Source organism: Streptomyces ureilyticus (assembly GCF_011045025.1).
Classification (GTDB): Bacteria; Actinomycetota; Actinomycetes; order Streptomycetales; family Streptomycetaceae; genus Streptomyces; species Streptomyces ureilyticus.
Genome location: NZ_JAAKZX010000137.1, coordinates 1 through 25,685 on the forward strand (window position 1 = coordinate 1; position 25,685 = coordinate 25,685).

Genomic DNA, 25,685 nt, shown 5'->3' on the forward strand with positions numbered 1-25,685 from the left:
GCCGCTTGGAATGCAGGTCCAACACCGTTGCCAGGTAGAGGAATTGACCATCCCCGACGGGCAGATACGTGATGTCGCCGACGTACTTGGTGTTCGGCTCGCTCGCGGTGAAGTCGCGCTGCAGCAATTCCGGCACGCCGGAGGCAAACCACCTACGAGAGCGACACCAGTTCCTGCTCCAAGCCCCGCCCCCGCGTCTCGACGATCGACGAAGCGACGTCGGACAGCTTGCGGTTGGTGCCCTGGGAGACACGGCGCAGGACCGCGAACGCCGCGTCCGCGTCGCAGGCCAGGACGTGCATGATGATGCCGCAGGCCTGGTCGACGACCGGCCGGGTGCGCAACGCGGTGCCCAGGTGGTCGAGTTCGGTGAGCGCGGCGCGGTAGGAGCGGTCGCGTACGAGACTGTTCGCGGCGAGGTCACCGAGCGCTCGGGCGGGACCGTGCGAGGCGTCCTCGAGGGTGTCGGGGCGGAAGCTGTACAGGCTGAGCGTCACCGTCAGTCCGGGGCGCCGGAAGGGCATCGTGACGCAGGAGCGCACGCCCGCGTCGAGTGCCACGGCCCGGTACTGCGGCCAGCGCTCCACGCGCAGCAGATCGCCCGTCTCGACGGTTTCGCCGCCGTCCACGGCGACGGGGATCGGGCCCTCGCCGGAGCGGAGCTGGACCGAGACGAGGCCCGCCAGATCGGGATGGGTCACGGCGGCCGGCCGCTCCGCACCGCCGTTGGAAACCGTGGTGCTCGCGCCGCAGCAGTCGGTGGTGCAGCGCGCGGACTTCTCGGCGAGTTCCGACAGCCGACGTGCAGGAAGCGCGGACTCCGGAGACTCCGTGCCCAGATGGCCGATGTGCTCGGCGTCCGGCATGTGTGTACCTCCTTACTTTTTGCGCTTGCCCACCCGCCCTCGGGAGAAACGAAAATGGCCGGTTCCACTCCGGCCTCCCCGCGACGGCCGGAGACGGGTTAGGTTCAGTGCATGGCGCAGACGGATCAATTCGGGGAAGAGCTCGAGGATTTCGTGCGCCGTGTCGCGGAGTTGAAGGCGGCGCGGTCCGTACCGAGCGGTGACCTTCAGACGGTGCTCGACGCGGCACTCTTTGAACTGGATCATGTGGCCGACCAGTTGTGGCCGTGGTACGAGCGGCTGACCTCGGGCGGCACATCCAATGGACCCTCCACCGACCGCCAGGAGCAGCAGCTGTTGCGGGCGATCTTCCAACGCCTTCCCCTGCCCGTCGCACTCATGGACCGCGAGACGGTGGTCCGCAGACTCAACCACGCGGCGGCCCAGTTCACCGGGATACGGCCGGGCTACGCGACGGGCCGGGCGCTGACCGGTTTCCTCGCGCACGCCGACCGGGCCGCGTTCCGTTCCCAGGTCGCGGCGGTGGCCCGGGGCGAGGGCGACCGCAGTCTCACCGTTCACCTTCAGCAGCGCCCCTCCGTTTCCGTGCGCGCGACGATGACCGCGGTGCGGACCAGCGGTGAGCCGCGTACCTCCGTACTCGTGGTGCTGCAGCCCGCGGACGCACGGATACCGTCGGCCGAGGGCTCCCCCGGTCCGCTGCCGGACCTGGCCGAGACGACCCGGCATCAGGCACAGCTGGACCTGGTGGACGCCATGTCCACGGCCTTACTGGCCGAGCCCGCGAAGACCCGGGCCGCCGTGCTGGAGCGGGCGGCCCGAGTGCTGCACGGACGCTTCGCGGACTGGGTGATCACCGACGAGGGGGCCGCGCGGCTGTGCCGTATGACCGTCCTCGGACCGACGGACCGGCCCGGCACGCAGGTCGAGGACCTCCAGGCGCAGGATCCCGCCGGGTGCCCGCTCGTGGTCGAGGCGGCACGCGGCGGATCCACGGCCCTTCAGGTACGCCCGGAAGACCCCGACGCCTTCGGCAAGGACGCCTCGGGCACCCCCGTCCTGGTCGGCGCGAACGTCACATCGCTCCTGTGCGTCCCCCTGACCGTGACCGGCACCGTACAGGGCGTCCTCACCCTGTTCCGCTGCGGCGCGAGACTCGCCTTCTCCATGGCCGAGGCCCAGATACTGGACATGGTGTCCCGTCACATAGCCCTGGCGCTACGGAACTTGGACCGCCGCTAGGACCCGGCAGGGCGAGCCCGGCAAAGCCCGGCGCGGTCCCGCGCCCCTGAAGGAGGCCGCAGGCCTTCCTTCAGGGGCGCGACCAGCCACAACGGACCGTCAGCCGACAACGAACCCCACCGCACAACCAGCGGAGCTACGCCGCATCCTGCATGACCTGGTCCCGCAACCTCCCACAGCACCGGCTGATCAGCCGAGACACATGCATCTGCGAGATGCCGAGCTGCTCGGCGATCCGGCTCTGCGTCATGTCGCCGAAGAACCGCATGTACAGAATGGCCCGCTCGCGTTCCGGCAGCGCCTGCAGCCGCGGCTTGACCGCCTCACGGTCGACGACGACGTCCAGCGACGGGTCGGAGGAGCCGAGCGCGTCGCTCAGGGAGTACCCGTCCTCGCTGCCCGGCAGCTCGGCGTCGAGCGAGAGCGCGGTGAAACTCTCCAGCGCCTCGAGCCCGACGCGCACGTCTTCCTCGCTCATCTGCGCGTGCTCGGCGATCTCGGCGACCGTGGGTTGCCGGCCGGAGATGGTCTGGGACAGGTCCTGGCTGGCGAAGCGGACCCGGTTGCGCAGGTCCTGGACCCGACGGGGCACATGCAGGGTCCACATGTGGTCGCGGAAGTGCCGCTTGATCTCACCGGTGACGGTCGGCACGGCGTAGCTCTCGAAGGCGTTGCCGCGTTCGGGGTCGTACCGGTCGACGGCCTTGACGAGGCCGAGCGCCGCGACCTGGCGCAGGTCCTCGAAGCTCTCTCCGCGGCTGCGGAACCGTCCTGCGAGCCGCTCGGCCATGGGAAGCCATGCCTCGACGATCTCCGCACGGAGTGTGTCGCGCTGTTGTCCCGGAGGGAGCTTCGCGAGGGTGCGGAACGCCTCCGCGGTGTCGGGGGCGTCGTCGTGCGGGTGGTGCTTGGCGCTCGCGTGAGTCTGCATGGTGCGTCGCAACTCCCTTGAGTGGTGCCTTGGTTGGACGGTCACCGTGGGAGCGCGCCTACAGCCTGACAGGCACACCCGTGGCGGGTCCTCGCCGCTCCCACGGACGTGCCTCCTGTCCGAAGCACTGACATTCGCCTGCCCCTCTGCGCGGGCGGCAAACACCCGAAGGTTTTTCCGGCGGCGCGCGGGTGACTCGGGCGGTACATCCGTCACCCCCGGGAGGTCCCGTATGAGCACCAAGGTCGCCGACCATGTCCTGCAGCGCCTGCGCGAATGGGGCGTAGAACACGTGTTCGGCTATCCAGGGGATGGCATCAACGGCCTCCTCGCCGCCTGGGGCCGGGCCGAGGACCACCCCAAGTTCATCCAGTCGCGGCACGAGGAGATGTCCGCGTTCGAGGCGGTCGGATACGCGAAGTTCGGGGGCCGGCTCGGGGTGTGCACGGCGACCTCGGGACCCGGCGCGATCCATCTGCTGAACGGCCTGTACGACGCCAAGCTCGACCATGTGCCGGTGCTCGCGATCGTCGGCCAGACGCACCGCAGCGCGATGGGCGGCTCGTACCAGCAGGAAGTCGATCTGCACACCCTGTTCAAGGACGTGGCCTCCGACTTCGTCGAGACCGTCATGGTTCCCGAGCAGCTGCCGAACGTCCTGGACCGGGCGATCCGCACCGCCTACGCGCGCCGCGCCCCCACCGCCGTGATCATCCCCGGAGACGTCCAGGACCTCGACTACTCCGCCCCCACCCACGAGTTCAAGATGGTCCCCTCCAGCCTGGGCCGCAGTGCGTGGACCGCGATTCCGTCACAGGAGTCCGTGGAGCGGGCGGCCGAGGTGCTCAACTCCGGTGACAAGGTGGCCATTCTGATCGGCCAGGGTGCCGCCGGGGCCCAGCCCGAGGTGGAGCGGATCGCCGAGTTGCTCGGCGCGGGCGTCGCCAAGGCGCTGCTCGGCAAGGACGCGCTGAGCGACGAACTCCCTTACGTCACGGGCGCGATCGGCCTCCTGGGCACCCGGCCCTCGTACGAGCTGATGCGCGACTGCGACACGCTGCTGACCATCGGCTCCTCCTTCCCGTACACGCAGTTCATGCCGGAGTTCGGCAAGGCGCGGGGCGTGCAGATCGACATCGATCCGCACATGGTCGGGATGCGCTATCCGTACGAGGTGAATCTCGTCGGAGACGCGAAGGCGACCCTGGAGCGGCTGATCCCGCTGCTGCACGGGGAGGACCGCGGGCGCGAGTGGTACGACACGGTGTGCGCGAACGTGACGCGCTGGCGCGAGGTGATGGAGCGCCGGGCCCAGCTGTCCGCCGATCCGATCAACCCGGAGTACGTGGCCCGGGCGCTGGATCCGCTGCTGCCCGGCAACGCGATCGTCACCTCCGACTCGGGCTCGCCCGCGAACTGGTACGCACGTCATCTGACGCACAGGGCCGGAATGCGCTCCTCGCTGTCGGGGACCCTCGCCACGATGGGCTGCGGGGTGCCGTACGCGATCGGGGCGAAGTTCGCGCATCCGGACCGGCCCGCGATCGCGCTCGTCGGGGACGGGGCGATGCAGATGAACGGGCTCGCGGAGCTGATCACGGCGGCGAAGTACCGCGACCGCTGGGAGGATCCCCGGCTCGTCGTGGGCGTCTGGAACAACCACGACCTCAACCAGGTGACCTGGGAGATGCGCGCGATGGAGGGCGCACCGTCCTTCCTGCCCTCGCAGGAGATCCCGGACGTGCAGTACGCCTCCTTCGCCCGTTCCCTCGGGCTGACCGGTATCCGCGTGGAGAAGCCGGAGGACGTCGAGGCGGGCTGGCGTGCGGGCCTGGAGGCGGACGGTCCCGCGGTGATCGAGTTCCTGACCGACCCCGCCGTACCGCCGGTCCCGCCGCACGCCACCTGGGAGCAGATGGAGGCCACCGCCGCCGCCATCCTGAAGGGCGACTTCGACCGCTCTTCCATGGTCCGGCAGGGGTTCAAGGCCAAGGTCCAGGAGTTCCTGCCGGGGCGCGACCGCCACTGACGTACGGCTGCACTCCTCACGGAGACGTACGGCTGCACTCCTGACGGACGGCTTCCGAACAGGCCCTCGGCGTTTCCCCCGGCGCCGGGGGCCGATGCCGTCCGGCTCGGTCACTGATCACTCGGTCACTGATCAGTGGGGCAGCGCCTGTCAGTGGGGCAGCGCGTGCGTTTCGGGCTCGTCGGGGTGCCGGGCCGGTGGGAGGAGCCACTCCTCGTAGCGGCCGAGCGCCAGGACGACGCCGAGCATCAGGACCGGCATGATCACAGCGACTATCGCCATGGCCTTGTCCTTCCCCAGGAGATGTGCGATTGGGATGGCGCAAATCGGGTCTCCAGGCCACGAGCGGACAAACCCTTCGTGTCGATACCGGGGGTGCGGGTACACGAGGGTCCACCCCCGAGTGTCTGGAGGGAGACATGCAGCGAGGCAGCGACCGGCTCAGCGTCCACAAGGACGACGAGATGAAGCATGAACTGCAGGGCCTGCTCCGGTCGGGCCACCCGACCAGGACCGAGGAGTGGCACGACCCGGAGCCGTCCGCCGACGACGACCCGTGGGTCGCGGGCGGGCCGGTCAGGCCGGACGCCGGCCGGGGTTCCGAGGAGGCGGTGCGCTACGAACTGGCGCGGCATCTGGGCCGTACGGCCTTCCCCGCGGGTCCTCGTGAACTGATCCGTCTCCTGCGCGGCAGGCACGCGCCCGACGGGCTCGTCGAACCGCTGGAGCGGCTGCCGAGGAAGGCGGTCTACCACACCGCTCAGGAGCTCGCCGAAGCGGTCGTACGGACCGCGAGCGGCGAGACCGGCGAGAACCGGTGAGAGGTGAGCGCTCCTTGAGGAAACCGCGCCGAATCTGCGACGGAGTCATACGCCGAGGCATAGGCCGCCCGCGCAGGGGTACTGCGGGCGACATCACTCCGTCGAACCCGTAGCAGAGCAGTACCCCACCCCGGTAGCGGGGAATGCAGGAAGGCCCACAGCCATGGCCCAGTTCGTCAGGGAACTCATGACGCCAGGTGTCGTCACGGTCCGTCCGGACGCCTCGCTCGTCGAAGCGGCGCAACTGATGCGCGCCCAGGACATCGGCGATGTCCTGGTGGCCGGCGACCGCAGCCTCCTCGGCGTCCTGACGGACCGTGATATCGCGCTGCGCGCGGTCGCGGAGGGCGTCGACCCGCTGACGGTGAGCGCCCAGGCCGTGTGCACGCCGAACCCTGTGGTGATCGGCCCGGACGACGCGGTCTCGGCCGCGGTCGAGCTGATGCGCGACCACGCCATACGCCGGCTGCCGGTCATCGAGGACGGCCACCCGGTCGGCATGGTCAGCCTGGGCGACCTCGCCGTCTCCGAGGACCCCGACTCGGCCCTCGCGGAGATCAGCCGCGCGGCGCCCGACGACTCACCGGGCACCATGATCCGCTGAACCAACGGCGGGAGGAAAGGCGGCTCGTGCCGGGAAAGGGTGAGCCGGCGAGGAAGGACGTGCCGAGCGGACGGGTCGAAAGAGGACCTGTCTGGAGAGGACGTGGAGAACTGATGCGTATCGCGTTTCTGATGGCGCCGGAGGGCGTCGAGCAGATCGAACTCACCGACCCCTGGCAGACCGTGATCGACTCGGGTCACGAACCCGTGCTCGTATCCACGAAGCCCGGTCAGATCCAGGCGTTCCACCATCTCGACAAGGCGGATGTGTTCCCCGTGCAGGAGGTCGTGTCCGAGACGTCCGCGGGTTCCTTCGACGGCCTGGTGCTGCCGGGCGGCGTGGCCAACCCGGACGCGCTGCGTATGGACGGGCGGGCCGTGTCGTTCGTACGGGACTTCTTCGAGAAGGGACGGCCGGTCGCCGCGATCTGCCACGCCCCGTGGACGCTCGTGGAGGCGGACGTGGTCCGCGGTCGCACCCTGACCTCGTGGCCGAGTCTGCGTACGGACATCCGCAACGCGGGCGGCACCTGGGTGGACGAGGAGGTCCAGGTCTGTGAGGCCGCGCCGTCGACGCTGGTCACCAGCCGCAAGCCGGACGACCTGAAGATGTTCTGCGAGGCGTTCATGGAGGAGTTCGCCAAGCGCCGCTGAGCTGCTGACCTACGGACCACTGACCTAGGGTCCAGCTGACCACTGACCTACGGTCCACCGACCTGCCGGCCGGGAAGCCGAGGCCGACCTGGGAAGCCGAGCGCGGGAACGGCAGCCGGTCACGCCCCGCCCGGCTGCCGTTCCCGCGCGCCTTCCCGTGTCCGGCCCGGGGCCACGGGGCGGCGCGGGTTGCGGCGCAGGTACTCGCCCTCCAGCTGCGCCATCCGCTCGTTGTGGATGCGCAGCGCGTCATTCGAGCCGTGCAGCAGCGTGTCGTGGCGTGTGCGGTGGATCGTCTCCAGCTCTTTCATCAGCTGCTGGTCGTCCAGAAGACCCGGGTCGACTCCGGTCATGGTGGTACCCCGATCGTCGTGTTCCTTCGGAGCGTCCGGGTACCCGCCCGGCAAGCAATATCCCGAACGGCATCCGGGAGGAAGCCATGGATCTCGCCTTTCTGCGTCCACTGTACGAACACCCGGGACCCTGGGCTTCCGTGTATGTCGGCACCACCCAGCACACGGAGAACACCCCTCACGAACGGTCGCTGACGGCGCAGGCGGCATCCCGGCAGCTCGCGGACCAGGGCGCCGACGAGCCCACCTGCCAGGCCGTGCGGTCCGCCCTCGAGGAGCTGCGGCACTCCACGGAACCGCACGGCCGGGCCCTGTTCGCCACCGGCGGCGAGGTCGTCCTCGACCCCGCCCTGGCCACGCCCCCGCCCGGCGGATTGTCCGTCACCTGGTCGGCGCTCCCCCACACCGCGCCGCTGCTCGATCTGCTCGGTGAGGACCCGGTCTGTGTGGTGGCGTACGTCGACCGGCGGGGCGCCGACTTCGAGCTGCGCTCCGCGCTGGGCAGCCGGCACGCGGGCTCGGTGACCGGGAGGCAGTGGCCCCTGCACCGTACGAGCACCGTCGACTGGTCGGAACGGCACTTCCAGCTCCGGGTGGAGAACACCTGGGAGCACAACGCCGCGGAGATCGCCGACGCGCTCGCCGTATGCCAGGAGGAGACCCAGGCCGACCTGCTGATTCTCGTTGGCGACGACCGAGAGCGGCGGGCCGTGCACGAGCGACTGCCGCAGCGGCTGCACGACCGCACGATGGAGGCGCCGCACGGGGCCGGCAGCCGCCTGCTCGACGAGGACGTGGAGCGGATCCGCGCGGAGCATGTGCGCCGCCGGGCGGCCGAGGATCTGGAGCGGTTCCTGGCGGCCCGGGCGCCGGACGCGGACGGGAACGTCGGCGCCGTCGAGGGCGTACCTGCGGTCATCGAGGCGGCCCGCGAGCACCGGATCGACGAGTTGCTGATCATCCCGGAGGGCGGCGACACCCACCGCGAGGTATGGGTCGGCGAGGCCCCCGACCAGCTGGCGGTGCGGCGCACGGACTCGAAGACGCTGGGCGAGCCGCGCCCCTGGGCGGCACGGGCGGACGACGCGCTGCTGCGGTCCGTGATCGCGTCGGGCGCCGCGGCACTGTCGCTGACGCCCGCCGTGCCCGAGCCCAGCCCTCAGACGCCTCCGGCAGGCGGCATCGGCGCGATACTGCGCTGGACCGAACACCCGCAGACACGGTCGTAGCCATATACGGCCCGTAGATACGGCCCAGCGGGTACGCCCCGGTCGGCTACCGTGCGCGCTCCACCCGCCGCTCGTCCCACACCGGCTCCGTCGTCTCGCGCACCTTCCCGTCGCTGCCGAACACCAGGTAGCGGTCGAAGGAGCGGGCGAACCAGCGGTCATGGGTCACGGCGAGAACCGTGCCCTGGTACGCCTCCAAACCCTCCTGCAAGGCCTCGGCCGACTCGAGGTCGAGGTTGTCGGTGGGCTCGTCGAGAAGCAGGGCCGTGGACCCTTCCAGTTCCAGCAGGAGGATCTGGAAGCGGGCCTGCTGACCGCCCGAGAGCCGGTCGAAGCGCTGCTCGGCCTGGGCGGTCAGCTCGTAACGCCGCAGCCGGGACATCGCGGCGCCGCGGTCCTGGGCGTGCTCGGTCCACAGGATGTCGAGGAGCGTACGGCCCTCCAGCTCGGGGTGGGCGTGCGTCTGTGCGAAGTGCCCGGGGACGACGCGCGCGCCGAGCTTCCACTCCCCCGTGTGCGTGACGTCGCCGCCCGCGAGCAGCCGCAGGAAGTGCGACTTGCCGGAGCCGTTGGAGCCGAGCACGGCGACGCGCTCGCCGTAGAAGACCTCGAGGTCGAAGGGTTTCATCAGGCCGGTGAGCTCAAGTCCCTTGCAGGTGACGGCCCTTACGCCGGTACGTCCGCCGTGCAGGCGCATCGTGATGTCCTGCTCGCGCGGCGGCTCCGGCGGTGGGCCCGCTTCCTCGAACTTTCGCAGGCGGGTCTGGGCGGCCTGGTACCGCGAGGCCAGCTCATGGCTGATCGTGGCCGCCTGCCGCAGATTCAGCACCAGCTTCTTCAGCTGCGCGTGCTTCTCGTCCCAGCGCCTACGCAACTCCTCGAAGCGCGCGAAGCGTTCACGCCGCGCCTCGTGGTACGTGGCGAAGCCGCCGCCGTGCACCCAGGCATCGGCGCCTGCCGGTCCCGGCTCCACGCTCACGATCTTCTCGGCGGCGCGGGCCAGGAGCTCCCGGTCGTGGGACACGAAGAGGACCGTCTTGCGCGTCTCCTTCAGCCGTTCCTCCAGCCAGCGCTTGCCGGGCACGTCGAGGTAGTTGTCCGGCTCGTCGAGCAGCAGCACCTCGTCACCGCCACGCAGCAGCGCCTCCAGTACGAGCCGCTTCTGCTCGCCGCCGGACAGCGTGCGCACCTCGCGGAACTGCGCCTTGTCGTACGGCACGCCGAGCGCGGCCATCGTGCAGATGTCCCACAGCGTCTCGGCCTCGTACCCCTGGACCTCCGCCCAGTCGGCGAGCGCCTGTGCGTACTGGAGCTGGGCGGCCTCGTCGTCGACGGTCATGATGGCGTGCTCGGCGGCGTCGACGGCCTTGGCCGCCTCGCGGATCCGGGGCGGCGCGACGGAGACGAGCAGGTCGCGCACGGTGGTCTCGTCGCGTACGGACCCGACGAACTGGCGCATCACCCCGAGCCCGCCGCTCACGGTGACGGTGCCGCCGTGCGGCTTCAGCTCCCCCGAGATCAGCCGCAACAGGGTTGTCTTTCCAGCGCCGTTGGGCCCCACCAGCGCGACCACGGCCCCTTCGCCCACCCGGAAGGACACATCGCCGAGGAGCGCCCTCCCGTCGGGGAGGTAGTACTCCAGGTGCGCCGCTTCCAGATGTCCCATCTGTAATATTTTCCTTTCGTCCCGCAAGGGATCGGTTCGGGCTGGACCGCAGCCTTCGAGTTGGAAGCCCCCTCCTTCAGGTGGGGAGCGGAGTCACGGTTGGGCATTGTCCGGTCCAACAAGGGCGCGCGGCAAACAGTTATGCGCAGTCATGGGTAGCGGGGGTACTCGCTGCCCATGAGCGCAGATGTAGACCTCACCGTTCCGGAACCCGGCCACGGCCTGCGTGACCGGCTGCTGGCCCTGGACTGCCGGCTCTTCGACGCCGTGGCGGCCCGGCACTGGCCGGGCGCCGACCGCGTCCTGCCGAGGCTCAGCCGCAGCGCCAACCACGGGGTGCTGTGGTTCGCCACGGCGACCGCCCTCGCCGCGACGCGCTCGCCGAAGGCCCGCCGCGCCGCCGCCCGGGGTGTCGCCTCGCTGGCCGTGGCCTCGGCGACCATCAACACCCTCGGCAAGCGCAGCGTGCGCCGCCCGCGCCCGTTGCTGCACGCGGTTCCGCTGATCCGTCAGCTGGAACGGCAGCCGATCACCACCTCGTTCCCTTCGGGCCACTCGGCGTCGGCGGCGGCCTTCGCGACGGGCGTCGCCCTGGAGTCCCGGCGGCTGGGCGCGGCCGTCGCCCCGGCCGCCGCCGCGGTCGCCCTCTCCCGGGTCTACACGGGCGTCCACTTCCCGAGTGACGTCCTCGCGGGCGCGGCACTCGGCGCGGGCGCCGCCTATGCCGTACGCGGCCTCGTGCCGACCCGCGACCAGCTGCCGCCGCCCGGCCGCCCGCGGGTGGACGCGCCCGCGCTCCCCGAGGGCGAGGGGCTGGTGCTCGTCGCCAACAAGGAGGCGGGCACCCCGGACCGCGTACGTGTACTGCGCGACGCGCTGCCACATGCCGAGGTCATCGAGTGCGAAGCGGCCGAACTGCGGGCCGAGTTGGAGAAGGCGTCGGCGCGGGCCGTGGTCCTCGGCGTGTGCGGCGGCGACGGCTCCGTGAACGCGGCGGCGGAGGTAGCCGTGCGCCACAGCCTGCCGCTCGCGGTGCTGCCCGGCGGAACGCTCAACCACTTCGCGCACGACCTGGGCGTGGAGGACGTACGCGATCTCAGCCAAGCCGTCCGGCACGGCGATGCCGTACGCGTGGACGTCGGCTACTTCAAGGCCGGCGACGTCGACGGCTGTTTCCTCAACACCTGCAGCCTGGGCGTCTATCCCGAGCTGGTGCGGGAGCGGGACCGCTGGTCGCGGCGGATCGGCGGCTGGCCTGCCGGGGTGCTCGCGGCGCTGCGCGTGCTGCGCGCCGACCGGCATCCGCTGCGCACCGAGATCGGCGGCACGGAACGGCCGTTGTGGCTGCTGTTCGCCGGCAACGGCATGTACCACCGCATGGGCCCGATCCCCGGCCGCCGCTACGACCTCGCGGACGGCCGCCTTGACGTGCGGGTCGTGCACGGGGGCCGCAAACCCGCCGTCCGGCTGCTCGCCGCGGCCGTCGCGGGACCGCTGACCCGCTCCCCCGTCCATGCGGCGGTACGGGTCGGCGGGCTCCGGGTGGACGGCGTGGCACCCGGCACGCTTCTGGCGTACGACGGCGAAGTGACGTCGGTGGAGGGCGAGTTGACGCTGGAGAAGCTGCCGGAAGCACTGACGGTGTACCGGCCGCTCGCCCACCGCTGAGGACACGTTCAGCACCTTGCCTCATCCACAGCTCGTTCATATATCAAGACGCGGGTCTCATTATTCGACACAGCGGCGTACGGTGATCAGACCGGTACCGCCACGGAAGGGGACGCCATGTCGAAGGAGACCGCCGTCTACACCCACGGGCACCACGAGTCCGTGCTGCGCTCGCACACCTGGCGTACGGCCGACAACTCGGCGGCGTACCTCCTCAGTTCGCTGAAGCCCCATATGACGATCCTGGACATCGGCTGCGGGCCCGGCACCATCACCGCAGACCTGGCGCACCTGGTCCCCGACGGCCGGGTCACCGGCGTCGACCAGGCGCTGGGCATCCTGGACCAGGCCCGGGCCACGGCTGCCGAACGGGGCGTGGGGAACGTCGAGTTCGCGGTCGCGGACGTGCACGCGCTGGACTACCCGGACGACACCTTCGATGTCGTCCACGCGCATCAGGTGCTGCAACACGTGGGGGATCCGGTGCGGGCGCTGCGCGAGATGTACCGGGTCACCAAGCCCGGCGGGTTCGTCGCCGCGCGGGACGGGGACTACTCGGGGATGGTCTGGCATCCGCGGACGCCCGGCATGGACGACTGGCTGGACCTGTATCTGCGGGTGGCCCGCGCCAACGGCGGTGAGCCGGACGCCGGGCGGCTCCTCAAGTCCTGGGCGCTGCAAGCCGGTTTCACCGACATCACCGCCTCCTCCAGCACCTGGTGCTTCGCCACCGCCGAGGAGCGCGCCTGGTGGAGCGGCCTGTGGGCGGACCGCACGCTCGCCTCGGCGTACGCGGACCGCGCCACGCAGGGCGGCCATGCGACGGAGGATCAACTGCGAGCTGTGTCGGAGGCTTGGCGGGAATGGGGGCGGCAGGAGGACGCGTGGTTCTCCTGCCCGCACGGAGAAATTCTCTGCCGAAAGCCAATCTAATACGGTCTCAGGCGGTCTGATTCCCCCGGTTCGGGAAACCCGGACAGCACGAGGAGGTAGCAGATATGGTTCCCATCCTGCTGGTACTGCTTCTGGCGCTGATTCTCTTCGGTGCCGGATTCGCGGTGAAACTGCTCTGGTGGATTGCCCTGGCGGTTCTCGTCGTGTGGCTGCTCGGATTCCTGATGCGCAGCACCACCACGACCGGCACCAGGTCCCGTTGGTATCGCTGGTAGCTGTTCGTCAGCTATTCCGCGGCTATTCCTTCGGGAGCAGCGGTCCAAGCGGCCCGAGGTCCAGATTGAGGTCCTCGGGCCGCAGTCCGTAGCGATCGCGCAGCTCGGCCATCCGGTCCTCGAGGAGCATCAGCGTCAGCCCGATCCGCTCCTCCTGGTCCTCCGTCAGCTCCCCGGTGTCGAAACGCCGGACCGCCTGCCGCTCCATCAGCTGCCGCAGCAGCTCGACGACGGTCAGCACGAGCTTGACCAGATCGCGTTCCACGGTGTCCGGATCGAGGTCGAGACGGTTCCTCCGGTCGGTCACACGGTCAGTCACAACGGCTCCTGCCAGGGCGAGGGGACCTGTTCGTTCACCGAGCTGATGAGCGCGTTCAGGTCGATGCGTACGAGATCGACGTCCGCGATCCGCAGGGTCAGGTCACCGGTGATGACGACCCCGCCCGCGAGCAGCCGGTCGAGCAGGTCGACGAGGGCGATCTCCCGGCGTTCGACGACGGTCATGCGCCCTCCTGTCCCGCCGGGCCGCTGAAGGAGTACGCGGCCCAGGGGCCGGTGAGTTCCACCCGGAGGCCCGGCTCATCGCCTTTCGTTCGGTCCACCAGTTCCACGAATTCCTCGGATTCCGCGCGCGGTACGAGATAGGCGGCGTTGAGCACATTGCGTCCGGAGGCGCGGGAAAGCGCCGGGTTCTGCGGTGCGTGGATGCGGGCGTCCTCCGCGACCCGGGAAAGGGCGTCGTGCAGTCGGCGCGCGAATTCATCGGCCTGCTCCCATTTGTCCTCGTGAGCTCTGCGCTGCTGTCGCCGCTGTCGCAGATAGTCGCGCCCCGAGCCGACTTTCACGCTTTTCGCGCCAGTGTCCTCGGAAATTTCTGTGGATCCGGAGGCCCCAGAGGACCTCGGGGAATCCGAGGCCTCCGAGGACTCCGAGAATTCCGCGTAGACCTTCACGCCCCATTCCACCCGCCCCTCGATCCGGTCGAGCGTCCGGCGGAAGGTCTCCTCCTGCGTCTCCATCATCGTGCGTACGCCGCTGTCGTCCCGGAAGACGGTGGCGAGCCGCAGCGGCAGCGGCGAGGTGACCACGGTGAGCGCGTCGATCACGCTCTGGTGGGCCCGCGCGGTAGCGCTGAGCCAGTCCAGGTCCTCCAGGTGGGCCTTCAGCGGCTCCTCGGAGAAGTCCTCCTCCGGTACGGCACTGACGATGGCGACCAGTCCGTGATGGGTCAGCTGCTTGGGCGGCACACCCGCGACGCCCGTCAGCTGGGAGGGAAGGGTGGTGGAACCAAGAGGGCGGCAGATGGCATACACATAACGCAGACCGCTCATGGGGCCTCCTCCTCCGTCTGCTCCGTACGCTTGCGCCCGCGCTCGACTTCCCCGCGCCCGGCTTCCCCGCGTCCGACTTCCCCGCGCTCCAGCGCGGCGACCTGCGCACGCAACTCCGCGTTCTCCCGGGCCAGTTCGTCCCGGCGCGCCCGCGTGGACAGCGCCGGGTCGTCCTCCCACCAGTCGATCCCCATTTCCTTCGCCTTGTCGACGGAGGCCACAATGAGCCGCAACTTGATCGTGAGCAGTTCGATGTCGAGCAGATTGATCCGGATGTCGCCCGCGATCACGATGCCCTTGTCGAGCACACGCTCAAGGATGTCGGCGAGATTGGCGCTGGTGTCGCGCCCGTACGGTTCGGGGAGTCGGCCGGGAGTGGTCATCGGCGGCTCCCGCCCTGGGCGGTCTCGTACTCGTCCTCCTCCTCGTACTCGCCCTCAGGCTCCTCTTCTTCCTCCTCGCCCTCGGGCACCTCTTCGTCCTCGTACTCGCCCTCAGGCTCCTCTTCCGCCTCTTCCCCTTCTTCTTCCTCTTCGGCGTACGGGCCCTCGTCCTCGGACGCGCCCTCAGGTTCCTCGGGCTCCTCGCCTTCCTCCTCTTCCTCGGCGAGCGCGTCCTCGTGGCTGCGGACCACCTCGCCGTCGCGGATCTCCCCGCGCCAGCTGTCCTCCGCCTCACCCTTGATCGTGATGAAGCGGGCGAAGTTCTTGAGGTCGAGGCGCGCCCTGCGGCCCTGGGCGCGCCAGATGTTGCCGGTCTTCTCGAAGAACCCCTGGGGGTAGTACTCGATGACCAGCAGGATGCGAGTGAGGTTTTCGGCGAGGTAATGGAAGGAGACGACGCCCTTCGTCGTACCCTTGCTGCCCTCCGACGTCCAGGAGATCCGGTCGTCCGCCACCTGTTCCGTGGTGTTGGCCTTCCAACTGCGGTTGGACCAGAAGACCTTGAGCTGCCAGTCGGAGGTGGTGTCGTCGACGCGGTTCGCGCCCTTGACGCCCTTTGCGAAGGTGCTGAAGTCCTGGTACTGGGTCCACTGGTCGTACGCCGTGCGCAGTGGCACGCCGACGTCGATGAACTCCATGATGACCGTGGGCTTCTTGCCGGCGCGGCCCTTGCGTTTACCCTTGCCGCCGCCGGCCATGCCCTTGAAGGCGCCGACCACTTTGTCCTTGGCCCGGCCCGCGCCGAGCTCCAGGGCGGACCTCAACGGCCCCTTGCCCTCGGCGAGTTTGCGGCCGCCGTCGAGAGCGAGTTTGGCGAAGCCGGGGCTGTTGCCCGCGGCGATGTCGTTGAGCTTGCCGGTCGTCTCGCCGAGTTTGCGGCCGAAGCCGATCAGCATGTGCTGGGCCTGGGCCGCGAGGTATTCCTGGAGCTCCGCCTTGAGCCGGTCGGCGGCTTCGCTCTGCGCGACGCCTCCCAGACCGCCGAGGCCGCCCTTCGTCTCCTTCGCCTGTTCCGTCGCCGTCCCGAGGCCGTTCTTGGCCCGGCCCGTCGCCGTCCCGAGGGTGTCCGTCATCGTCCCTGCCTCCCCTCGGCAGCTCGGCCGCGTGCGGCCGTCTTCTTCGTCGGCGTCTTCTTGGCGGACTTCGCCGCCGTCTTCTTGCCCGCTGTCTTCTTGGCGGGGGCCTTCCTCGCAGGCCCCTTCGAGGCCGGCTTCTTGCCCGGTGCCTTCTTCGCCGCCCTCTTGGCGGCGCCCTGCTGCGGCTCCTCGGCCTCGGCCTCCTCGCGCTCCTCCGCCTCCGGCTCTTCGGACTCGCCCTCGGCCTCGGCCTCAGCAGCCTCATCCGGTTCTTCGGATGCCTCTTCTTCGGATTCCTCGCGTTCGTCCTCGGGCTCCTCTTCGTCCCGGAGACCCGGCACGTCCGGTGTCACATCCGCGAGCTGCCCGCGGACCTGCTCGGTCCGGCCGTGCAGCCGGTCCGCCAGCGCGTCGATCCGCCGCTCGACCAGCGCACCGGACGCCGCCTTGCCGACTCCACTCAGGTCCTCGCGCAGCTGGTCGCCGATCTCCTTGACCTGCGGGTTGTTCTGCAGCTGCTCATTCACCAGATTCGCGAGCGCCCGCGGGCTCAGATTCATCTTCTTACCGGCCACCAGAGAGCCGACGGCGAACGCCATCTTCATCTTCTTCGTACGTCCGAGGACGTATCCGGCCCCTACCGCGAGGCCCAGTCCCACTCGGTTCATGGTCACGTCCACTCGCTTGTTCCCGCGTTGCCTCGCATGCTGATCTCCAGCCGGTCGAGAAGTTCGTCCTCGAGTCGGTCGAACTCCTCCTCGTCGATCTCGCCCGACTCGAGCCGCTCCTCGAGCCGGGCGAGTTCGGTCCGCACGGTGGCCGGGTCGTAGTAGATCCGCTCCGCCTCGTTCAGCACCTGTCTGACGACCCATGCGCTGCCGCGCACCGGGGCGAGCGGCAGCAGCAGCACTTCACCGATCAGTCCCATGGGTTCACTCCTGGATCCGCTCTTGCATCCGTTCCTGAATTCGCTCAGCTTCGGCGTCCGTTGTGGCGTCCGAGCCGATCGTGGTGTCCGCCGGCTCGGAGGGGCCCGGGTCGACAAAGCTGTACGGTGGCAGCGGTCCGTTGACCCGCACATCGAGGTGCGGATGGCTCTTGCGGACCTGCTCGACGGCGGTGAGGAACACCTCCGCCGTCTCTCGGGCCACCAGGAACGACAGGTTGGCCAGCCATCCGCTGGACTCGGGGCCCGCACTCACGGCGTCGGCGACCGGCTCCAGTGCCTGCTGGAGCTCGGCGGCGTCCTCCGCCTCACGGGCCTTCACCGCGGCCACCACCATCTCGCCGAGCCGTAGCTTCTGCTGGTAACCGCCGCCGCCGGCCTGCCGGTTGGCCTCGGTGAGCGCACGGACCTCCGGGTTCTCGGACATCACGCGGTGCAGTACGGCCTCTTCCTCGTGGCTGGCCTTGACGTTGTACTCGACCCTGCCTGCCAGCGCGTCGAGGCGTTCCTTGTAGTGGTCCGCGCGTTCGGCCAGCACGCCGGCGACGGTGGCGTCGTCGGTCGCGACGCTGCCGAACCGCATGGGCAGCACCGGGCCGCCCGCGCCGACCTCGGCCAGCACGTTCTGGTGGGCCAGCAAGTCCTTGCGCTTGGGCCGCAGCCCTTCCGGAGCGTCACTGACGACAGCGGCGAGACCGCCCTCCTTGACGACGCGCACGGAGCACGCCGGGTCGCCGACGCCGTCCATTCCCTCGGGAAGCGAAGGGTGGGAGTCGGCGGTGATGCCGTACACGTACGTGCTCACTCCGGCTCCTCCTTCTTGCGCGTCGCCGTGGACTTGCGGGCGCGCGGCCTGGACTCGGCCTGGCGTTCGCCCTGGCCCTCCTCACGGGCCTGCTTGAAGGCGCCGGAGATGGTCTCGGCTGCGCCCGACAGCGCTCCCTTGGACTTGCCGCGCGCGCCGGACTCGGTGATCTCGCCGACCATGTCGGGCAGGCCGGGGCTCTTGCGCGGGCCCGCCTCCAGGTCGAGCCGGTTGCACGCCTCCGCGAAGCGCAGATAGGTGTCGACGCTGGCGACGACGACACGGACGTCGATCTTCAGGATCTCGATACCGACGAGGGAGACCCGGACGAAGGCGTCGATGACGAGCCCCCGGTCCAGAACGAGCTCCAGCACGTCATAGAGGCCGCTGGAGCCGCCTCCGCCGCCGGTCTGCTGAGCTGGGACGACGGTCATACCGACCGTTCCTCCTTGTGGGTTGCGAGTGTGTGGGGGTGCGCGGGTCGGCGGCCTACCGGCCGCCAGGCCTATGTGGTTCGGCCCTCCCGCGTTCGTAACGGCGAACGCGCCGGTAGCCGGTGAGCTCACCATGGGGGTCGAGGGTCACCTCGTAGCTCGCGAGCAGGCTCATCGTGTCGGGGACCCTGGTGAGTTCCAGGACCTCGATCTCCAGTACCCAGCCGTCCTCGGTACGTTCGAAGGACGACACGGACTCGGCCGCCATGCCGGTGAGCTCGGCGAGCTGAGTGCGCGCGTGGCGCAGCACCTCCATGGGGCCCGGCCCGTCGTCCGCCGGACCGTTCTGCCGGTCTTCCCGGGGTTCCGCAGATCCTGAATCCGCAGGACCTCGGGAACTCGATTTTCTGGATGTGTTCGATCTGTTCGACATGGCCACCTCGCCTTCCGAGTGCCCCTAGGCCATTGGCCAAACCTCTGGTCCAGGGCGTCTAGCGCAGGGCGTCGAGCTTGCGCCGCGCGGGCCCCAGCGCCCGTCCGCGGCGCGGCAGGGCCGACCAGGGGTCGGTACGGGCCTGGTCGACGGCGTTGTCGATGGTCCAGCGGCGAGGGCCCAGGTCCGGATCGTCCAGCTGGTCCCAGCTGATGGGGGTGGCCACCGGAGCGCCGGGCCGGGCGCGCACGGTGAAGGGGGCGACCGCGGTCTGGGCGTACGCATTGCGCTGTACGTCGACGTAGAGCCGGTCTCCGCGGTTCTTCTTGCGGGCTGCCGTGGTGAGCTCGTCGGGGTGCGCGTCGGCGAGTGTGCCGGCGACGGCCCTGGCGAACTCGCGTGCCTCGTCGAAGTCGTGCTGTCCGTTGAGCGGCACGACGGCGTGCAGGCCGCGTGAGCCGGTGGTCATCAGCGCGGACGGCAGCTCGATCCGGTCGAGGAGTTCACCGAGCCGGCGGGCCGCCCGGCGTACGGAGTCGAAGTCATCGGCGGAGTCGCCGGCCGGGTCGAGGTCGAAGACCAGCAGGTCGGGCCGGTCGATCGCGTCGGCGCGGGCCAGCCAGCGGTGCAGGGTCAGACTGGCCTGGTCGGCGAGGTAGAGCAGGGTGGCGGTGTCGTCGCAGACGGGGTGGCAGACGGTGCCGCCCTCCTTGGGCACCTCGATGCGGTTGATCCAGTCCGGATCGTGCGGTTGGAGGTTCTTCTGCATGAACCGGGGCCCGTCGAGACCGTCCGGGTGCCGCTCCAGCATCAGTGGCCTGCCGCGCAGGTGCGGCAGCATGAAGGGCGCGACCTCCCGGTAGTACGCGACGAGGTCGTCCTTCGTGTACTCCTTGGCCCGCCCCTCGCCGGGGAACAGCACCTTGTCGGGCCGGTGCACCTCCACGGTGCGTCGGCCGGCCCGTACGGTCCGTGTGCCGCCCATGACGATTCCCTCCGTACGCGTACATCGGTGGCTGTCGGTTATCCGGCTCTCACTCGGCCCTCATCGCACGACCGCATGCTCGACCAGCAGCTTTGCCGAAACGGCGATCGCCTCGGCGTCGATACCCGCGGCGTGCAGCTGCTCGGCGGGCGAGGCCGAGCCGGGCATGGTGCGCACGGCGAGGCGGACCAGGCGGGGCATCGGGCGGCCGTCGAGGAAGGCGTCGAGGACCGCGTCGCCGAGGCCGCCCTCCTCTCGGTGGTCCTCGACGGTGATCAGGCAGCCGGTGTGTTCGGCGGCCTCGCGCAGGGTGCGGCGGTCGACGGGCTTGACGGAGTACAGGTCGATGACCTGGACGGGGATGCCGTCCTCCGCGAGCCGGTCCGCGGCGGTCAGGGCCTCGTGCACCGTCGCTCCGGCGGCGACGAGGGTCAGCCGGTCCTGGGCGGAGACGCGCAGCACCTTGCTGCCGCCGATCGGGAATTCCTCGTTGGGCCCGTACACGACGGGCGAGGCGCCGCGTGAGGTCCGCAGATAGCGGATGCCCTCGCAGCCGGCCATCGCGGCGACGAGATGGGCCGTCTGGTTGGCGTCGCACGGGTAGAGGACAGTCGAGTCGTGCAGCGCGCGGAACATCGCCAGGTCCTCCAGGCCCATCTGCGAGGGTCCGTCCTGGCCGATCGCGACGCCGGCGTGCGAGCCGATCAGGTTGATACCGCTGCCGCTGACCGATGCCATGCGGACGAAATCGTGGGCACGGGTGAGGAACGCGGCGAAGGTCGAGGCGTACGGCACCCAGCCGCGTGCGGCGAGTCCCACGGCGGCGGCGACGAGCTGCTGCTCGGCGATGTAGCACTCGAAGAACCGGTCGGGGTGTTCCTTCGCGAAGAACTCGGAGCGCGTCGAGTCGCTCACCTCGCCGTCGAGGGCGACGATGTCGCCGCGTGCCGTGCCGAGCGCGGCGAGCGCCTGGCCGAAGGCGTCGCGGGTGGCGACCTCGTCGCCGAGTTCGTAGCGCGGCAGGTCCAGGTGTCCGGTCCGTACGGCGTGCAGCATCCGGGCGGCGGGCGGGGGCTGGACCTCTACGCGGACGTCGTGCACTCCGCCGAGTTCCGCGATCGCCTCGTCGGCGTCCTTGAGCGGCTTGCCGTGCAGTCCCTCGCGGTCCTGCGCGGCGGCGACGCCCTTGCCCTTGAGGGTGCGGGCGAGGATCACGGTCGGCTGGCCGACGGTGGAGAGGGCCTCGCCGTACGCGCGGTCCACGGCGTCCATGTCGTGTCCGTCGACCTCGATCGTGTGCCAGCCGAAGGCCTGGAAGCGGCGGGCGTACGCGTCCAGGTCGTGGCCGTGCCGGGTCGGGCCGCGCTGGCCCAGCCGGTTGACGTCGACGATGGCGGTGAGGTTGTCGAGATGCTCGTACGCGGCGTGCTCGGCCGCCTCCCATATGGAGCCCTCCGCCAGCTCGCTGTCGCCGCACAGCACCCAGACGCGATAGCCGACCCGGTCGAGCCGCTTCCCGGCCAGCGCGATTCCGACACCGACGGGCAGTCCTTGCCCGAGCGACCCGGTGGCCGTCTCCACCCACGGCAGCCGCCGCGGCGTCGGATGCCCCTCGAGCCGGCTCCCGAGCCGCCGGAAGGTCATCAACTCGGTCTCGTTGATGGCCCCGACAGCCTTGTACGCGGCGTACAGCAGAGGCGAGGCATGCCCCTTGGACAGGACGAACCGGTCGTTCGCGGGATGAGCGGGCCGCTCGAAGTCATACCGCAGATGCCGCGCGAGCAGCACAGCCATCAGATCAGCAGCGGACATCGAGGACGTCGGATGCCCAGACCCGGCAGCGGCCGCCGCCCGCACACTGTCCACCCGCAACTGCTGTGCGATCTCAACCAGTTGACGGCTCTTCATGACGCTGCCTCCGGGGGGTTGTCGTGGCGGGGGCCTGCCGGCCGGGCGGCACCGGGCTTGCGGGGGCCGGGTGCCTCCGGCTCGGCGTGGGTGGGCTGGTCGGGGTCGGCTGCCTCCGGCTCGGTGGAAGCGGGTTCGCCGACACCGGACGCCATAGGTGTGTACGCGGTTGACCCACCCGGACCAGAACCCGCAGACCTGCCGGAGGCAGGCTCATCGGCGCCGGGCGTCGCGGCTCCACCAGAGCCCGCTTCCGTCCCGTCAGCATGACCAGGCCCGTCGTCACCCGGCGCCCCTGGCCTCCCGGGATCCAGCACCGCCGACTTCTTCGGCCCCGTCCCAGCCCCCGGCCTGCCGGGGTCCGGGACCGCGTGGGTGTCGGCCCCCTGCGTCGCGGCGGGCGTCCCGCGCGTGACCGGAGCGGGGCGGCTCTGGGGTGGTGGGCCGCCCGCCACCCGGGCCAGCTCCGGAGAAGCCGATTCCAGGGGGACCGACCAGGAGCGGACCAGGCCCAACTGGACGGCCTGGCGCGGGAGTACGGCGTCCAGGAGCCAGTCGGCGGCGACCCGGACGCGGTTGCCGGGCAGGGCGGCCAGGTGGTACCCGCGGGTGACGGCTCCGGCGAGCGGGCCTGACAACGGCACGCCGAGCGGATTGGCGGCGGCCTTCGCTCCGCCGAGGTCGACGGTGAAGCCCAGATCACGGTGGCGGTAGACGCGGCGCTCGCCGACGCCGAGGGAGGCGGCGACGTTGCGGCCCGCGACCTTGCCGTGCCGCCACGCGTGCTGGGCGGTCATCGGCGTGTACTGGCCGGGCTTCTCCAGATCCGGCACAGCGGCAGCGTCCCCGCACGCGAACACCTCGGGGTGGCCCGGCACTTGGAGATACGGGTCGACCAGCAGCCGCCCGCGCTCCAGCGGTCGCCCGAGCCCCTCGACCAGCGGATCGGGCCTCACCCCGACACACCACACAAGGGTGCGCGTGTCGATGTACTCCCCGTCGCTGAGCCGCACTCCGGTCGGCGTCGCCTCCTCCACCGAGGTCCCCGTACGGACCTCGACGCCACGCCCCCGCAGCACACGGTCCGCCGTACGCGAGAGGCGTTCGTCGAGCTCGGGCAGCACGCGCGGAGCGATGTCGAGCAGCAGCCAGCGCGGCCGTATGCCCTGCCTGAGCGGCTGCTTGCGTACCAGCGCGTCGGTGAACAGCTGTCCATGGGCGGCGACTTCGGTACCCGTATAGCCGGCACCGACCACCACGAAGGTGCACCGCGACGCACCGCTCTTGGGATCGTCGGATGCCGCCGCGAGCTCCACCTGCCGCGTCACGTGATCGCGCAGATAGAGCGCCTCCGGCAGCCCCCGGAACCCGTGCGCGTGCTCGGCGACACCGGGCACGGGCAGCAGCTTGTTGACGCTGCCGACGGCCAGCACAAGACGGTCGTACTCGAGCCTGCCGCCGTCCCCCTCGGGATCCGTGTAGTGCACGGAGTGCCCTTCGAGGTCGATCCCGTCGGCCTCCCCGAGCACCAGCCGTACGCGCGGCAGGGTGCCGGCGAGCGAGACGGTGACCCGGCGCGGTTCGAGCACCCCGGCGGCGACCTGGGGCAGCAGGGGCAGATACAGAAAGTAGTCCGTCGGGTTCAGGAGAGTGATCTCGGCCCTGCCCCGGGTGATCCGGGACAGGGTGCGTGCCGTCTGGTACCCGGCGAAGCCGGCACCGACGATCACGACGCGGGGTCGACTCATGTTCGCCTCCGGCGGGTGGCTCGTAGGGGTCGCTCGTACGGGCTTTCCGCGTCCCCCCGGCCCGGGCACCCAAACGTCGTCCGCCCTGGAGCAGCGGCGTTTCGCGCCGCACCCCGGGGATACCCGGACGAGGACCCGACCCGCCCCGCCGCGGAGGTGCCCCATGGTCGAGTACGGCTGTTTCCTGGCGACCGAGGAGTTCGGTCCCGCCGAGCTGGTCGAGCAGGCGCGGATGGCCGAGCAGGCCGGCTTCCAGTCACTGTGGATCTCGGATCACTTCCACCCGTGGAACGACGAGCAGGGCCAGAGCCCCTTCGTGTGGTCTGTGATCGGCGCCCTGTCCGAGGCCGTGTCCCTGCCGATCGGTACGGCGGTCACCTGCCCGACCGTACGGATGCACCCGGCGGTCGTGGCGCAGGCCGCCGCGACCAGCGCGGTGATGACGAACGGCCGCTTCCGGCTCGGCGTCGGCAGCGGAGAGGCCCTGAACGAGCACATCTTCGGTGACGCCTGGCCGCCCGCGCATGTCCGCCTGGAGATGCTGGAGGAGTCGATCCAGGTGATGCGCCAGCTCTTCACCGGCAAGGAGATCAACCACTCCGGACCCCACTACACGGTCCAGAACGCCCGCCTCTACACCGTCCCCGAAGAGCCGCCCCCGATCGACATCTCCGGCTTCGGCCCCCAGGCGACCGCCCTCGCGGCCCGCGTCGGCGACGGCTTCATCACGATGATGCCGGAGGAGTCGATGGTGGAGCAGTTCCGCAAGGGCGGCGGTGGCGGCAAGCCGGTCAGCGGCGGCACGAAGGTCTGTTACGGCCAGGACCGCGAGGAGTGCGTCCGCACCGTGCATCGGCTCTGGGCCAACCAGTTGCTGCCCGGCGAGATGGGCCAGGTGCTGCCCTCACCGCGGCACTTCGAGCAGCTCGAGCCGCTGATCACCGAGGACATGGTGAGCCGGAACGTGGTGTGCGGGGATGACGTGGACGAGCACGTCGGTGCGTTGGCCGCGTTCGCGGACGCCGGGTTCGATCGCGTCTACGTCAACCAGATCGGGCCTGATCAGCGGGCGTTCTTCGACTTCTACCGCACGAAGGTGCTGCCGCAGCTTCAGCAGGGGGTTCGCTGATGTCGTTGCGGCGACCCCGCGAGCTCTCGGTCCGGACGGCGTCTCCTCTCCCGGCCGTCCGGGCCGAGTTGCCGTGAAGGGCCAGGTGGAGCTTCGGGCTCCCGTCGTGTCCACGACACCGTGCCTACCGACGCGCCCGAGGCGGACGGCACTCTCGCCTGGGACAGCACGACCATGGTGGTCGTCGAGGTGGCCGCGGGTGACGCGACCGTCATCGGGTGGCCACCTTGGCGCCTTCTCGAACTCCCCCTCACCCGCCTCCTCGGCGCCACCCACGAAAGCGTGCCGGTGTACGGCAGTGGGGGCTTCACGACGTACCACGACACGCGGCTGGCGGCCCAGTTGAACCACTGGGTGCAAGGTCAGCACATCCCGCGCGTCAAGATCAAGATCGGTGAGAGCTGGGGGCGGGAGGTCGCCCGGGATCTGCACCGGGTGCGCGCCGCGCGTCAAGTCATCGGCCCGGGGACCGAGTTGTACGTCGACGCGAACGGTGCCTACACGCGCCAGCAGGCCGTACGCATCGGGGGCGCGCTCGCCGAGCACGGCGTGGGCTGGTTCGAGGAGCCGGTGTCCTCGGACGACCTGACGGGCTGCGCCTCGTCCGGAACGCGCTGCTGTGCGACGTCACGGCGGGCGAGTACGGCTACGACCTGCCGTACTTCGCCCGGATGATCGCGGCCGGCGCGGTGGACTGCCTCCAGGTCGACGCCACCCTCCCCCACTGCCTAAAACGGCGTGGGGTACCCCCACCGGCGGCCTCACGGAGTTCCTGCGCGCCGCCGCCCTCGCCCAGTCCCACGGCCTGGAGGTCTCCGCGCACTGCGCCCCGCACGCGCACGCGGCGGTCGCCGCCGCCATCCCCAACCTCCGCCACATCGAGTGGTTCCACGACCACGTCCGCATCGAGTCGATGTTCTTCGACGCCACCCTGGATCCCACGGGCGGCGAGGTTCGCCCGGACGACAGGGGCGCCGGACATGGGCTGACGTTGCGGAGGGAGGAGATGGAGCAGTACCGCGTGGCTTGAGTCGCAGTGGTCCTACCTCAGCGGACTCGGTGTTTGCGCCTGCGCTGTTCGGCAAGCGGCTTGCGCTTGAGGCGTGCGGCAACCGCCAGTGCCTCCGCCCAGGCCAAGGCCCACGCGGGCTTCGACAGGAACGCCTTCGCCATCGACTGGAAGGCCCGTCAGGTCCGCTGTCCCGCCGGGAAGAGC

Annotated in this window: 28 protein-coding genes and 2 pseudogenes; 11 read left to right on the forward strand and 19 right to left on the reverse strand. The window is 70.3% G+C overall.

The features are described from left to right. Window positions 1-133: pseudogene (locus G6048_RS32400) on the reverse strand (IS3-like element ISRhosp5 family transposase); the annotation flags it as partial. A 19-nt stretch (window positions 134-152) separates the two neighbouring features. Beyond that, complete coding sequence (locus G6048_RS32405; protein ID WP_165343161.1) at window positions 153-866, reverse strand: ANTAR domain-containing response regulator; 714 nt, start codon at window positions 864-866, stop codon at window positions 153-155. Between the two features lie 111 nt (window positions 867-977). On the opposite strand from G6048_RS32405, the gene G6048_RS32410 reads away from it, so the two are divergent. Then, window positions 978-2,108, forward strand: coding sequence for a PAS domain-containing protein (locus tag G6048_RS32410; protein ID WP_165343162.1), 1,131 nt, complete (start codon window positions 978-980; stop codon window positions 2,106-2,108). A 136-nt stretch (window positions 2,109-2,244) separates the two neighbouring features. On the opposite strand, the gene G6048_RS32415 is transcribed toward G6048_RS32410, so the two are convergent. Then, window positions 2,245-3,039: an RNA polymerase sigma factor SigF gene (locus G6048_RS32415; protein WP_165343163.1), complete on the reverse strand. Its 795-nt coding sequence runs from the start codon at window positions 3,037-3,039 to the stop codon at window positions 2,245-2,247. Window positions 3,040-3,271: 232 nt separating this feature from the next. Here G6048_RS32415 and G6048_RS32420 point away from each other — a divergent pair, with 232 nt between their 5' ends. Beyond that, complete coding sequence (locus tag G6048_RS32420) at window positions 3,272-5,068, forward strand: thiamine pyrophosphate-requiring protein (protein ID WP_165343164.1); 1,797 nt, start codon at window positions 3,272-3,274, stop codon at window positions 5,066-5,068. Between the two features lie 150 nt (window positions 5,069-5,218). Here G6048_RS32420 and G6048_RS51105 read toward each other — a convergent pair whose 3' ends face one another. Then, entirely contained in the window at window positions 5,219-5,350 is a 132-nt protein-coding gene (locus G6048_RS51105) for a hypothetical protein (RefSeq protein ID WP_268979138.1), read from the reverse strand. A gap of 137 nt (window positions 5,351-5,487) precedes the next feature. Between G6048_RS51105 and G6048_RS32425 the strand changes: the two genes are divergently transcribed. The 3 genes from G6048_RS32425 to G6048_RS32435 all read left to right on the forward strand — a co-directional run bounded on the left by G6048_RS32425 (window position 5,488) and on the right by G6048_RS32435 (window position 7,146). After that, window positions 5,488-5,889 carry a DUF2795 domain-containing protein gene (locus G6048_RS32425; RefSeq protein ID WP_165343165.1) on the forward strand — a complete coding sequence of 134 codons (402 nt, stop codon included), beginning with the start codon at window positions 5,488-5,490 and terminating at the stop codon, window positions 5,887-5,889. A gap of 163 nt (window positions 5,890-6,052) precedes the next feature. Continuing rightward, window positions 6,053-6,493, forward strand: a complete 441-nt coding sequence (locus G6048_RS32430) for a CBS domain-containing protein (protein WP_165343166.1) — start codon at window positions 6,053-6,055, stop codon at window positions 6,491-6,493. A gap of 113 nt (window positions 6,494-6,606) precedes the next feature. Further along, window positions 6,607-7,146: a type 1 glutamine amidotransferase domain-containing protein gene (locus G6048_RS32435; RefSeq protein WP_165343167.1), complete on the forward strand. Its 540-nt coding sequence runs from the start codon at window positions 6,607-6,609 to the stop codon at window positions 7,144-7,146. A gap of 119 nt (window positions 7,147-7,265) precedes the next feature. Here the strand turns inward: G6048_RS32435 and G6048_RS32440 are convergent, their stop codons facing one another. After that, window positions 7,266-7,499, reverse strand: a complete 234-nt coding sequence (locus G6048_RS32440; protein ID WP_165343168.1) for a DUF6158 family protein — start codon at window positions 7,497-7,499, stop codon at window positions 7,266-7,268. Between the two features lie 86 nt (window positions 7,500-7,585). Here G6048_RS32440 and G6048_RS32445 point away from each other — a divergent pair, with 86 nt between their 5' ends. Further along, window positions 7,586-8,728 (forward strand): baeRF2 domain-containing protein, encoded by a 1,143-nt coding sequence (locus G6048_RS32445; RefSeq protein WP_165343169.1) that lies wholly within the window; start codon window positions 7,586-7,588, stop codon window positions 8,726-8,728. A 46-nt stretch (window positions 8,729-8,774) separates the two neighbouring features. Here G6048_RS32445 and G6048_RS32450 read toward each other — a convergent pair whose 3' ends face one another. Beyond that, entirely contained in the window at window positions 8,775-10,394 is a 1,620-nt protein-coding gene (locus G6048_RS32450) for an ABC-F family ATP-binding cassette domain-containing protein (protein ID WP_165343170.1), read from the reverse strand. Window positions 10,395-10,571: 177 nt separating this feature from the next. On the opposite strand from G6048_RS32450, the gene G6048_RS32455 reads away from it, so the two are divergent. The 3 genes from G6048_RS32455 to G6048_RS32465 all read left to right on the forward strand — a co-directional run bounded on the left by G6048_RS32455 (window position 10,572) and on the right by G6048_RS32465 (window position 13,231). Next, entirely contained in the window at window positions 10,572-12,062 is a 1,491-nt protein-coding gene (locus G6048_RS32455) for a bifunctional phosphatase PAP2/diacylglycerol kinase family protein (protein ID WP_165343171.1), read from the forward strand. 117 nt (window positions 12,063-12,179) lie between these two features. Next, entirely contained in the window at window positions 12,180-12,995 is an 816-nt protein-coding gene (locus G6048_RS32460; RefSeq protein WP_165343172.1) for a methyltransferase domain-containing protein, read from the forward strand. Between the two features lie 65 nt (window positions 12,996-13,060). After that, the gene (locus G6048_RS32465; protein ID WP_165343173.1) at window positions 13,061-13,231 is read left to right on the forward strand and encodes a hydrophobic protein; all 171 of its coding nucleotides are present in this window, start codon (window positions 13,061-13,063) and stop codon (window positions 13,229-13,231) included. Between the two features lie 22 nt (window positions 13,232-13,253). Here G6048_RS32465 and G6048_RS32470 read toward each other — a convergent pair whose 3' ends face one another. Genes G6048_RS32470 through G6048_RS32530 form a run of 13 tightly spaced genes read right to left on the reverse strand, consistent with a single transcriptional unit; the run spans window position 13,254 to window position 23,340 of the window. Further along, window positions 13,254-13,538: a gas vesicle protein K gene (locus G6048_RS32470; RefSeq protein WP_165343187.1), complete on the reverse strand. Its 285-nt coding sequence runs from the start codon at window positions 13,536-13,538 to the stop codon at window positions 13,254-13,256. Window positions 13,539-13,546: 8 nt separating this feature from the next. Continuing rightward, window positions 13,547-13,735, reverse strand: coding sequence for a gas vesicle protein (locus tag G6048_RS32475; RefSeq protein WP_165343174.1), 189 nt, complete (start codon window positions 13,733-13,735; stop codon window positions 13,547-13,549). Next, window positions 13,732-14,562 carry a GvpL/GvpF family gas vesicle protein gene (locus tag G6048_RS32480; RefSeq protein WP_165343175.1) on the reverse strand — a complete coding sequence of 277 codons (831 nt, stop codon included), beginning with the start codon at window positions 14,560-14,562 and terminating at the stop codon, window positions 13,732-13,734. The genes G6048_RS32475 and G6048_RS32480 overlap by 4 nt, the downstream gene beginning before the upstream one ends. Next, window positions 14,559-14,945 carry a gas vesicle protein gene (locus tag G6048_RS32485; protein WP_165343176.1) on the reverse strand — a complete coding sequence of 129 codons (387 nt, stop codon included), beginning with the start codon at window positions 14,943-14,945 and terminating at the stop codon, window positions 14,559-14,561. Before G6048_RS32485 ends, G6048_RS32480 begins: the two co-directional genes overlap by 4 nt. After that, entirely contained in the window at window positions 14,942-16,078 is a 1,137-nt protein-coding gene (locus G6048_RS32490; protein WP_165343177.1) for an SRPBCC family protein, read from the reverse strand. The genes G6048_RS32485 and G6048_RS32490 overlap by 4 nt, the downstream gene beginning before the upstream one ends. After that, window positions 16,075-16,749 (reverse strand): DNA primase, encoded by a 675-nt coding sequence (locus G6048_RS32495; protein WP_165343178.1) that lies wholly within the window; start codon window positions 16,747-16,749, stop codon window positions 16,075-16,077. Before G6048_RS32495 ends, G6048_RS32490 begins: the two co-directional genes overlap by 4 nt. Before the next feature lie 2 nt (window positions 16,750-16,751). Next, a complete protein-coding gene (locus G6048_RS32500) occupies window positions 16,752-17,009 on the reverse strand; it encodes a gas vesicle protein GvpG (protein WP_165343179.1) in 258 nt (85 codons plus the stop codon). Between the two features lie 4 nt (window positions 17,010-17,013). Beyond that, window positions 17,014-17,832 carry a GvpL/GvpF family gas vesicle protein gene (locus tag G6048_RS32505; protein WP_165343180.1) on the reverse strand — a complete coding sequence of 273 codons (819 nt, stop codon included), beginning with the start codon at window positions 17,830-17,832 and terminating at the stop codon, window positions 17,014-17,016. Further along, complete coding sequence (locus G6048_RS32510) at window positions 17,829-18,266, reverse strand: gas vesicle structural protein GvpA (RefSeq protein WP_165343181.1); 438 nt, start codon at window positions 18,264-18,266, stop codon at window positions 17,829-17,831. Before G6048_RS32510 ends, G6048_RS32505 begins: the two co-directional genes overlap by 4 nt. Window positions 18,267-18,321: 55 nt before the next feature. Beyond that, window positions 18,322-18,699: a gas vesicle protein GvpO gene (locus G6048_RS32515; protein WP_165343182.1), complete on the reverse strand. Its 378-nt coding sequence runs from the start codon at window positions 18,697-18,699 to the stop codon at window positions 18,322-18,324. Between the two features lie 58 nt (window positions 18,700-18,757). Next, window positions 18,758-19,684: a non-homologous end-joining DNA ligase gene (gene ligD, locus G6048_RS32520; protein ID WP_165343183.1), complete on the reverse strand. Its 927-nt coding sequence runs from the start codon at window positions 19,682-19,684 to the stop codon at window positions 18,758-18,760. A 60-nt stretch (window positions 19,685-19,744) separates the two neighbouring features. Further along, on the reverse strand, window positions 19,745-21,592 hold the full coding sequence (locus G6048_RS32525; RefSeq protein ID WP_165343184.1) for a transketolase: 1,848 nt from the start codon (window positions 21,590-21,592) through the stop codon (window positions 19,745-19,747). After that, window positions 21,589-23,340: an FAD-dependent oxidoreductase gene (locus tag G6048_RS32530; RefSeq protein ID WP_165343185.1), complete on the reverse strand. Its 1,752-nt coding sequence runs from the start codon at window positions 23,338-23,340 to the stop codon at window positions 21,589-21,591. The genes G6048_RS32525 and G6048_RS32530 overlap by 4 nt, the downstream gene beginning before the upstream one ends. Window positions 23,341-23,503: 163 nt before the next feature. On the opposite strand from G6048_RS32530, the gene G6048_RS32535 reads away from it, so the two are divergent. Both G6048_RS32535 and G6048_RS32540 read left to right on the forward strand, forming a co-directional pair. Beyond that, the gene (locus G6048_RS32535; protein WP_165343186.1) at window positions 23,504-24,469 is read left to right on the forward strand and encodes a TIGR03557 family F420-dependent LLM class oxidoreductase; all 966 of its coding nucleotides are present in this window, start codon (window positions 23,504-23,506) and stop codon (window positions 24,467-24,469) included. 120 nt (window positions 24,470-24,589) lie between these two features. Next, window positions 24,590-25,499 (forward strand): annotated as a pseudogene (locus G6048_RS32540) (enolase C-terminal domain-like protein). Window positions 25,500-25,685: the final 186 nt, after the last annotated feature.

Bases quoted from the DNA above. Each gene is read 5' to 3' on its own strand.
- G6048_RS32515 (WP_165343182.1), bottom strand. From the start codon at position 18,699: ATGTCGAACAGATCGAACACATCCAGAAAATCGAGTTCCCGAGGTCCT.
- G6048_RS32490 (WP_165343177.1), bottom strand. From the start codon at position 16,078: ATGACGGACACCCTCGGGACGGCGACGGGCCGGGCCAAGAACGGCCTC.
- G6048_RS32500 (WP_165343179.1), bottom strand. From the start codon at position 17,009: ATGGGACTGATCGGTGAAGTGCTGCTGCTGCCGCTCGCCCCGGTGCGC.
- G6048_RS32460 (WP_165343172.1), top strand. From the start codon at position 12,180: ATGTCGAAGGAGACCGCCGTCTACACCCACGGGCACCACGAGTCCGTG.
- G6048_RS32525 (WP_165343184.1), bottom strand. From the start codon at position 21,592: ATGAAGAGCCGTCAACTGGTTGAGATCGCACAGCAGTTGCGGGTGGAC.
- G6048_RS32440 (WP_165343168.1), bottom strand. From the start codon at position 7,499: ATGACCGGAGTCGACCCGGGTCTTCTGGACGACCAGCAGCTGATGAAA.
- G6048_RS32455 (WP_165343171.1), top strand. From the start codon at position 10,572: ATGAGCGCAGATGTAGACCTCACCGTTCCGGAACCCGGCCACGGCCTG.
- G6048_RS32535 (WP_165343186.1), top strand. From the start codon at position 23,504: ATGGTCGAGTACGGCTGTTTCCTGGCGACCGAGGAGTTCGGTCCCGCC.
- G6048_RS32450 (WP_165343170.1), bottom strand. From the start codon at position 10,394: ATGGGACATCTGGAAGCGGCGCACCTGGAGTACTACCTCCCCGACGGG.
- G6048_RS32485 (WP_165343176.1), bottom strand. From the start codon at position 14,945: ATGACCACTCCCGGCCGACTCCCCGAACCGTACGGGCGCGACACCAGC.
- G6048_RS32480 (WP_165343175.1), bottom strand. From the start codon at position 14,562: ATGAGCGGTCTGCGTTATGTGTATGCCATCTGCCGCCCTCTTGGTTCC.
- G6048_RS32530 (WP_165343185.1), bottom strand. From the start codon at position 23,340: ATGAGTCGACCCCGCGTCGTGATCGTCGGTGCCGGCTTCGCCGGGTAC.
- G6048_RS32510 (WP_165343181.1), bottom strand. From the start codon at position 18,266: ATGACCGTCGTCCCAGCTCAGCAGACCGGCGGCGGAGGCGGCTCCAGC.
- G6048_RS32405 (WP_165343161.1), bottom strand. From the start codon at position 866: ATGCCGGACGCCGAGCACATCGGCCATCTGGGCACGGAGTCTCCGGAG.
- G6048_RS32425 (WP_165343165.1), top strand. From the start codon at position 5,488: ATGCAGCGAGGCAGCGACCGGCTCAGCGTCCACAAGGACGACGAGATG.
- ligD (WP_165343183.1), bottom strand. From the start codon at position 19,684: ATGGGCGGCACACGGACCGTACGGGCCGGCCGACGCACCGTGGAGGTG.
- G6048_RS32420 (WP_165343164.1), top strand. From the start codon at position 3,272: ATGAGCACCAAGGTCGCCGACCATGTCCTGCAGCGCCTGCGCGAATGG.
- G6048_RS32410 (WP_165343162.1), top strand. From the start codon at position 978: ATGGCGCAGACGGATCAATTCGGGGAAGAGCTCGAGGATTTCGTGCGC.
- G6048_RS51105 (WP_268979138.1), bottom strand. From the start codon at position 5,350: ATGGCGATAGTCGCTGTGATCATGCCGGTCCTGATGCTCGGCGTCGTC.
- G6048_RS32475 (WP_165343174.1), bottom strand. From the start codon at position 13,735: ATGACCGTCGTCGAACGCCGGGAGATCGCCCTCGTCGACCTGCTCGAC.
- G6048_RS32465 (WP_165343173.1), top strand. From the start codon at position 13,061: ATGGTTCCCATCCTGCTGGTACTGCTTCTGGCGCTGATTCTCTTCGGT.
- G6048_RS32445 (WP_165343169.1), top strand. From the start codon at position 7,586: ATGGATCTCGCCTTTCTGCGTCCACTGTACGAACACCCGGGACCCTGG.
- G6048_RS32495 (WP_165343178.1), bottom strand. From the start codon at position 16,749: ATGAACCGAGTGGGACTGGGCCTCGCGGTAGGGGCCGGATACGTCCTC.
- G6048_RS32430 (WP_165343166.1), top strand. From the start codon at position 6,053: ATGGCCCAGTTCGTCAGGGAACTCATGACGCCAGGTGTCGTCACGGTC.
- G6048_RS32415 (WP_165343163.1), bottom strand. From the start codon at position 3,039: ATGCAGACTCACGCGAGCGCCAAGCACCACCCGCACGACGACGCCCCC.
- G6048_RS32435 (WP_165343167.1), top strand. From the start codon at position 6,607: ATGCGTATCGCGTTTCTGATGGCGCCGGAGGGCGTCGAGCAGATCGAA.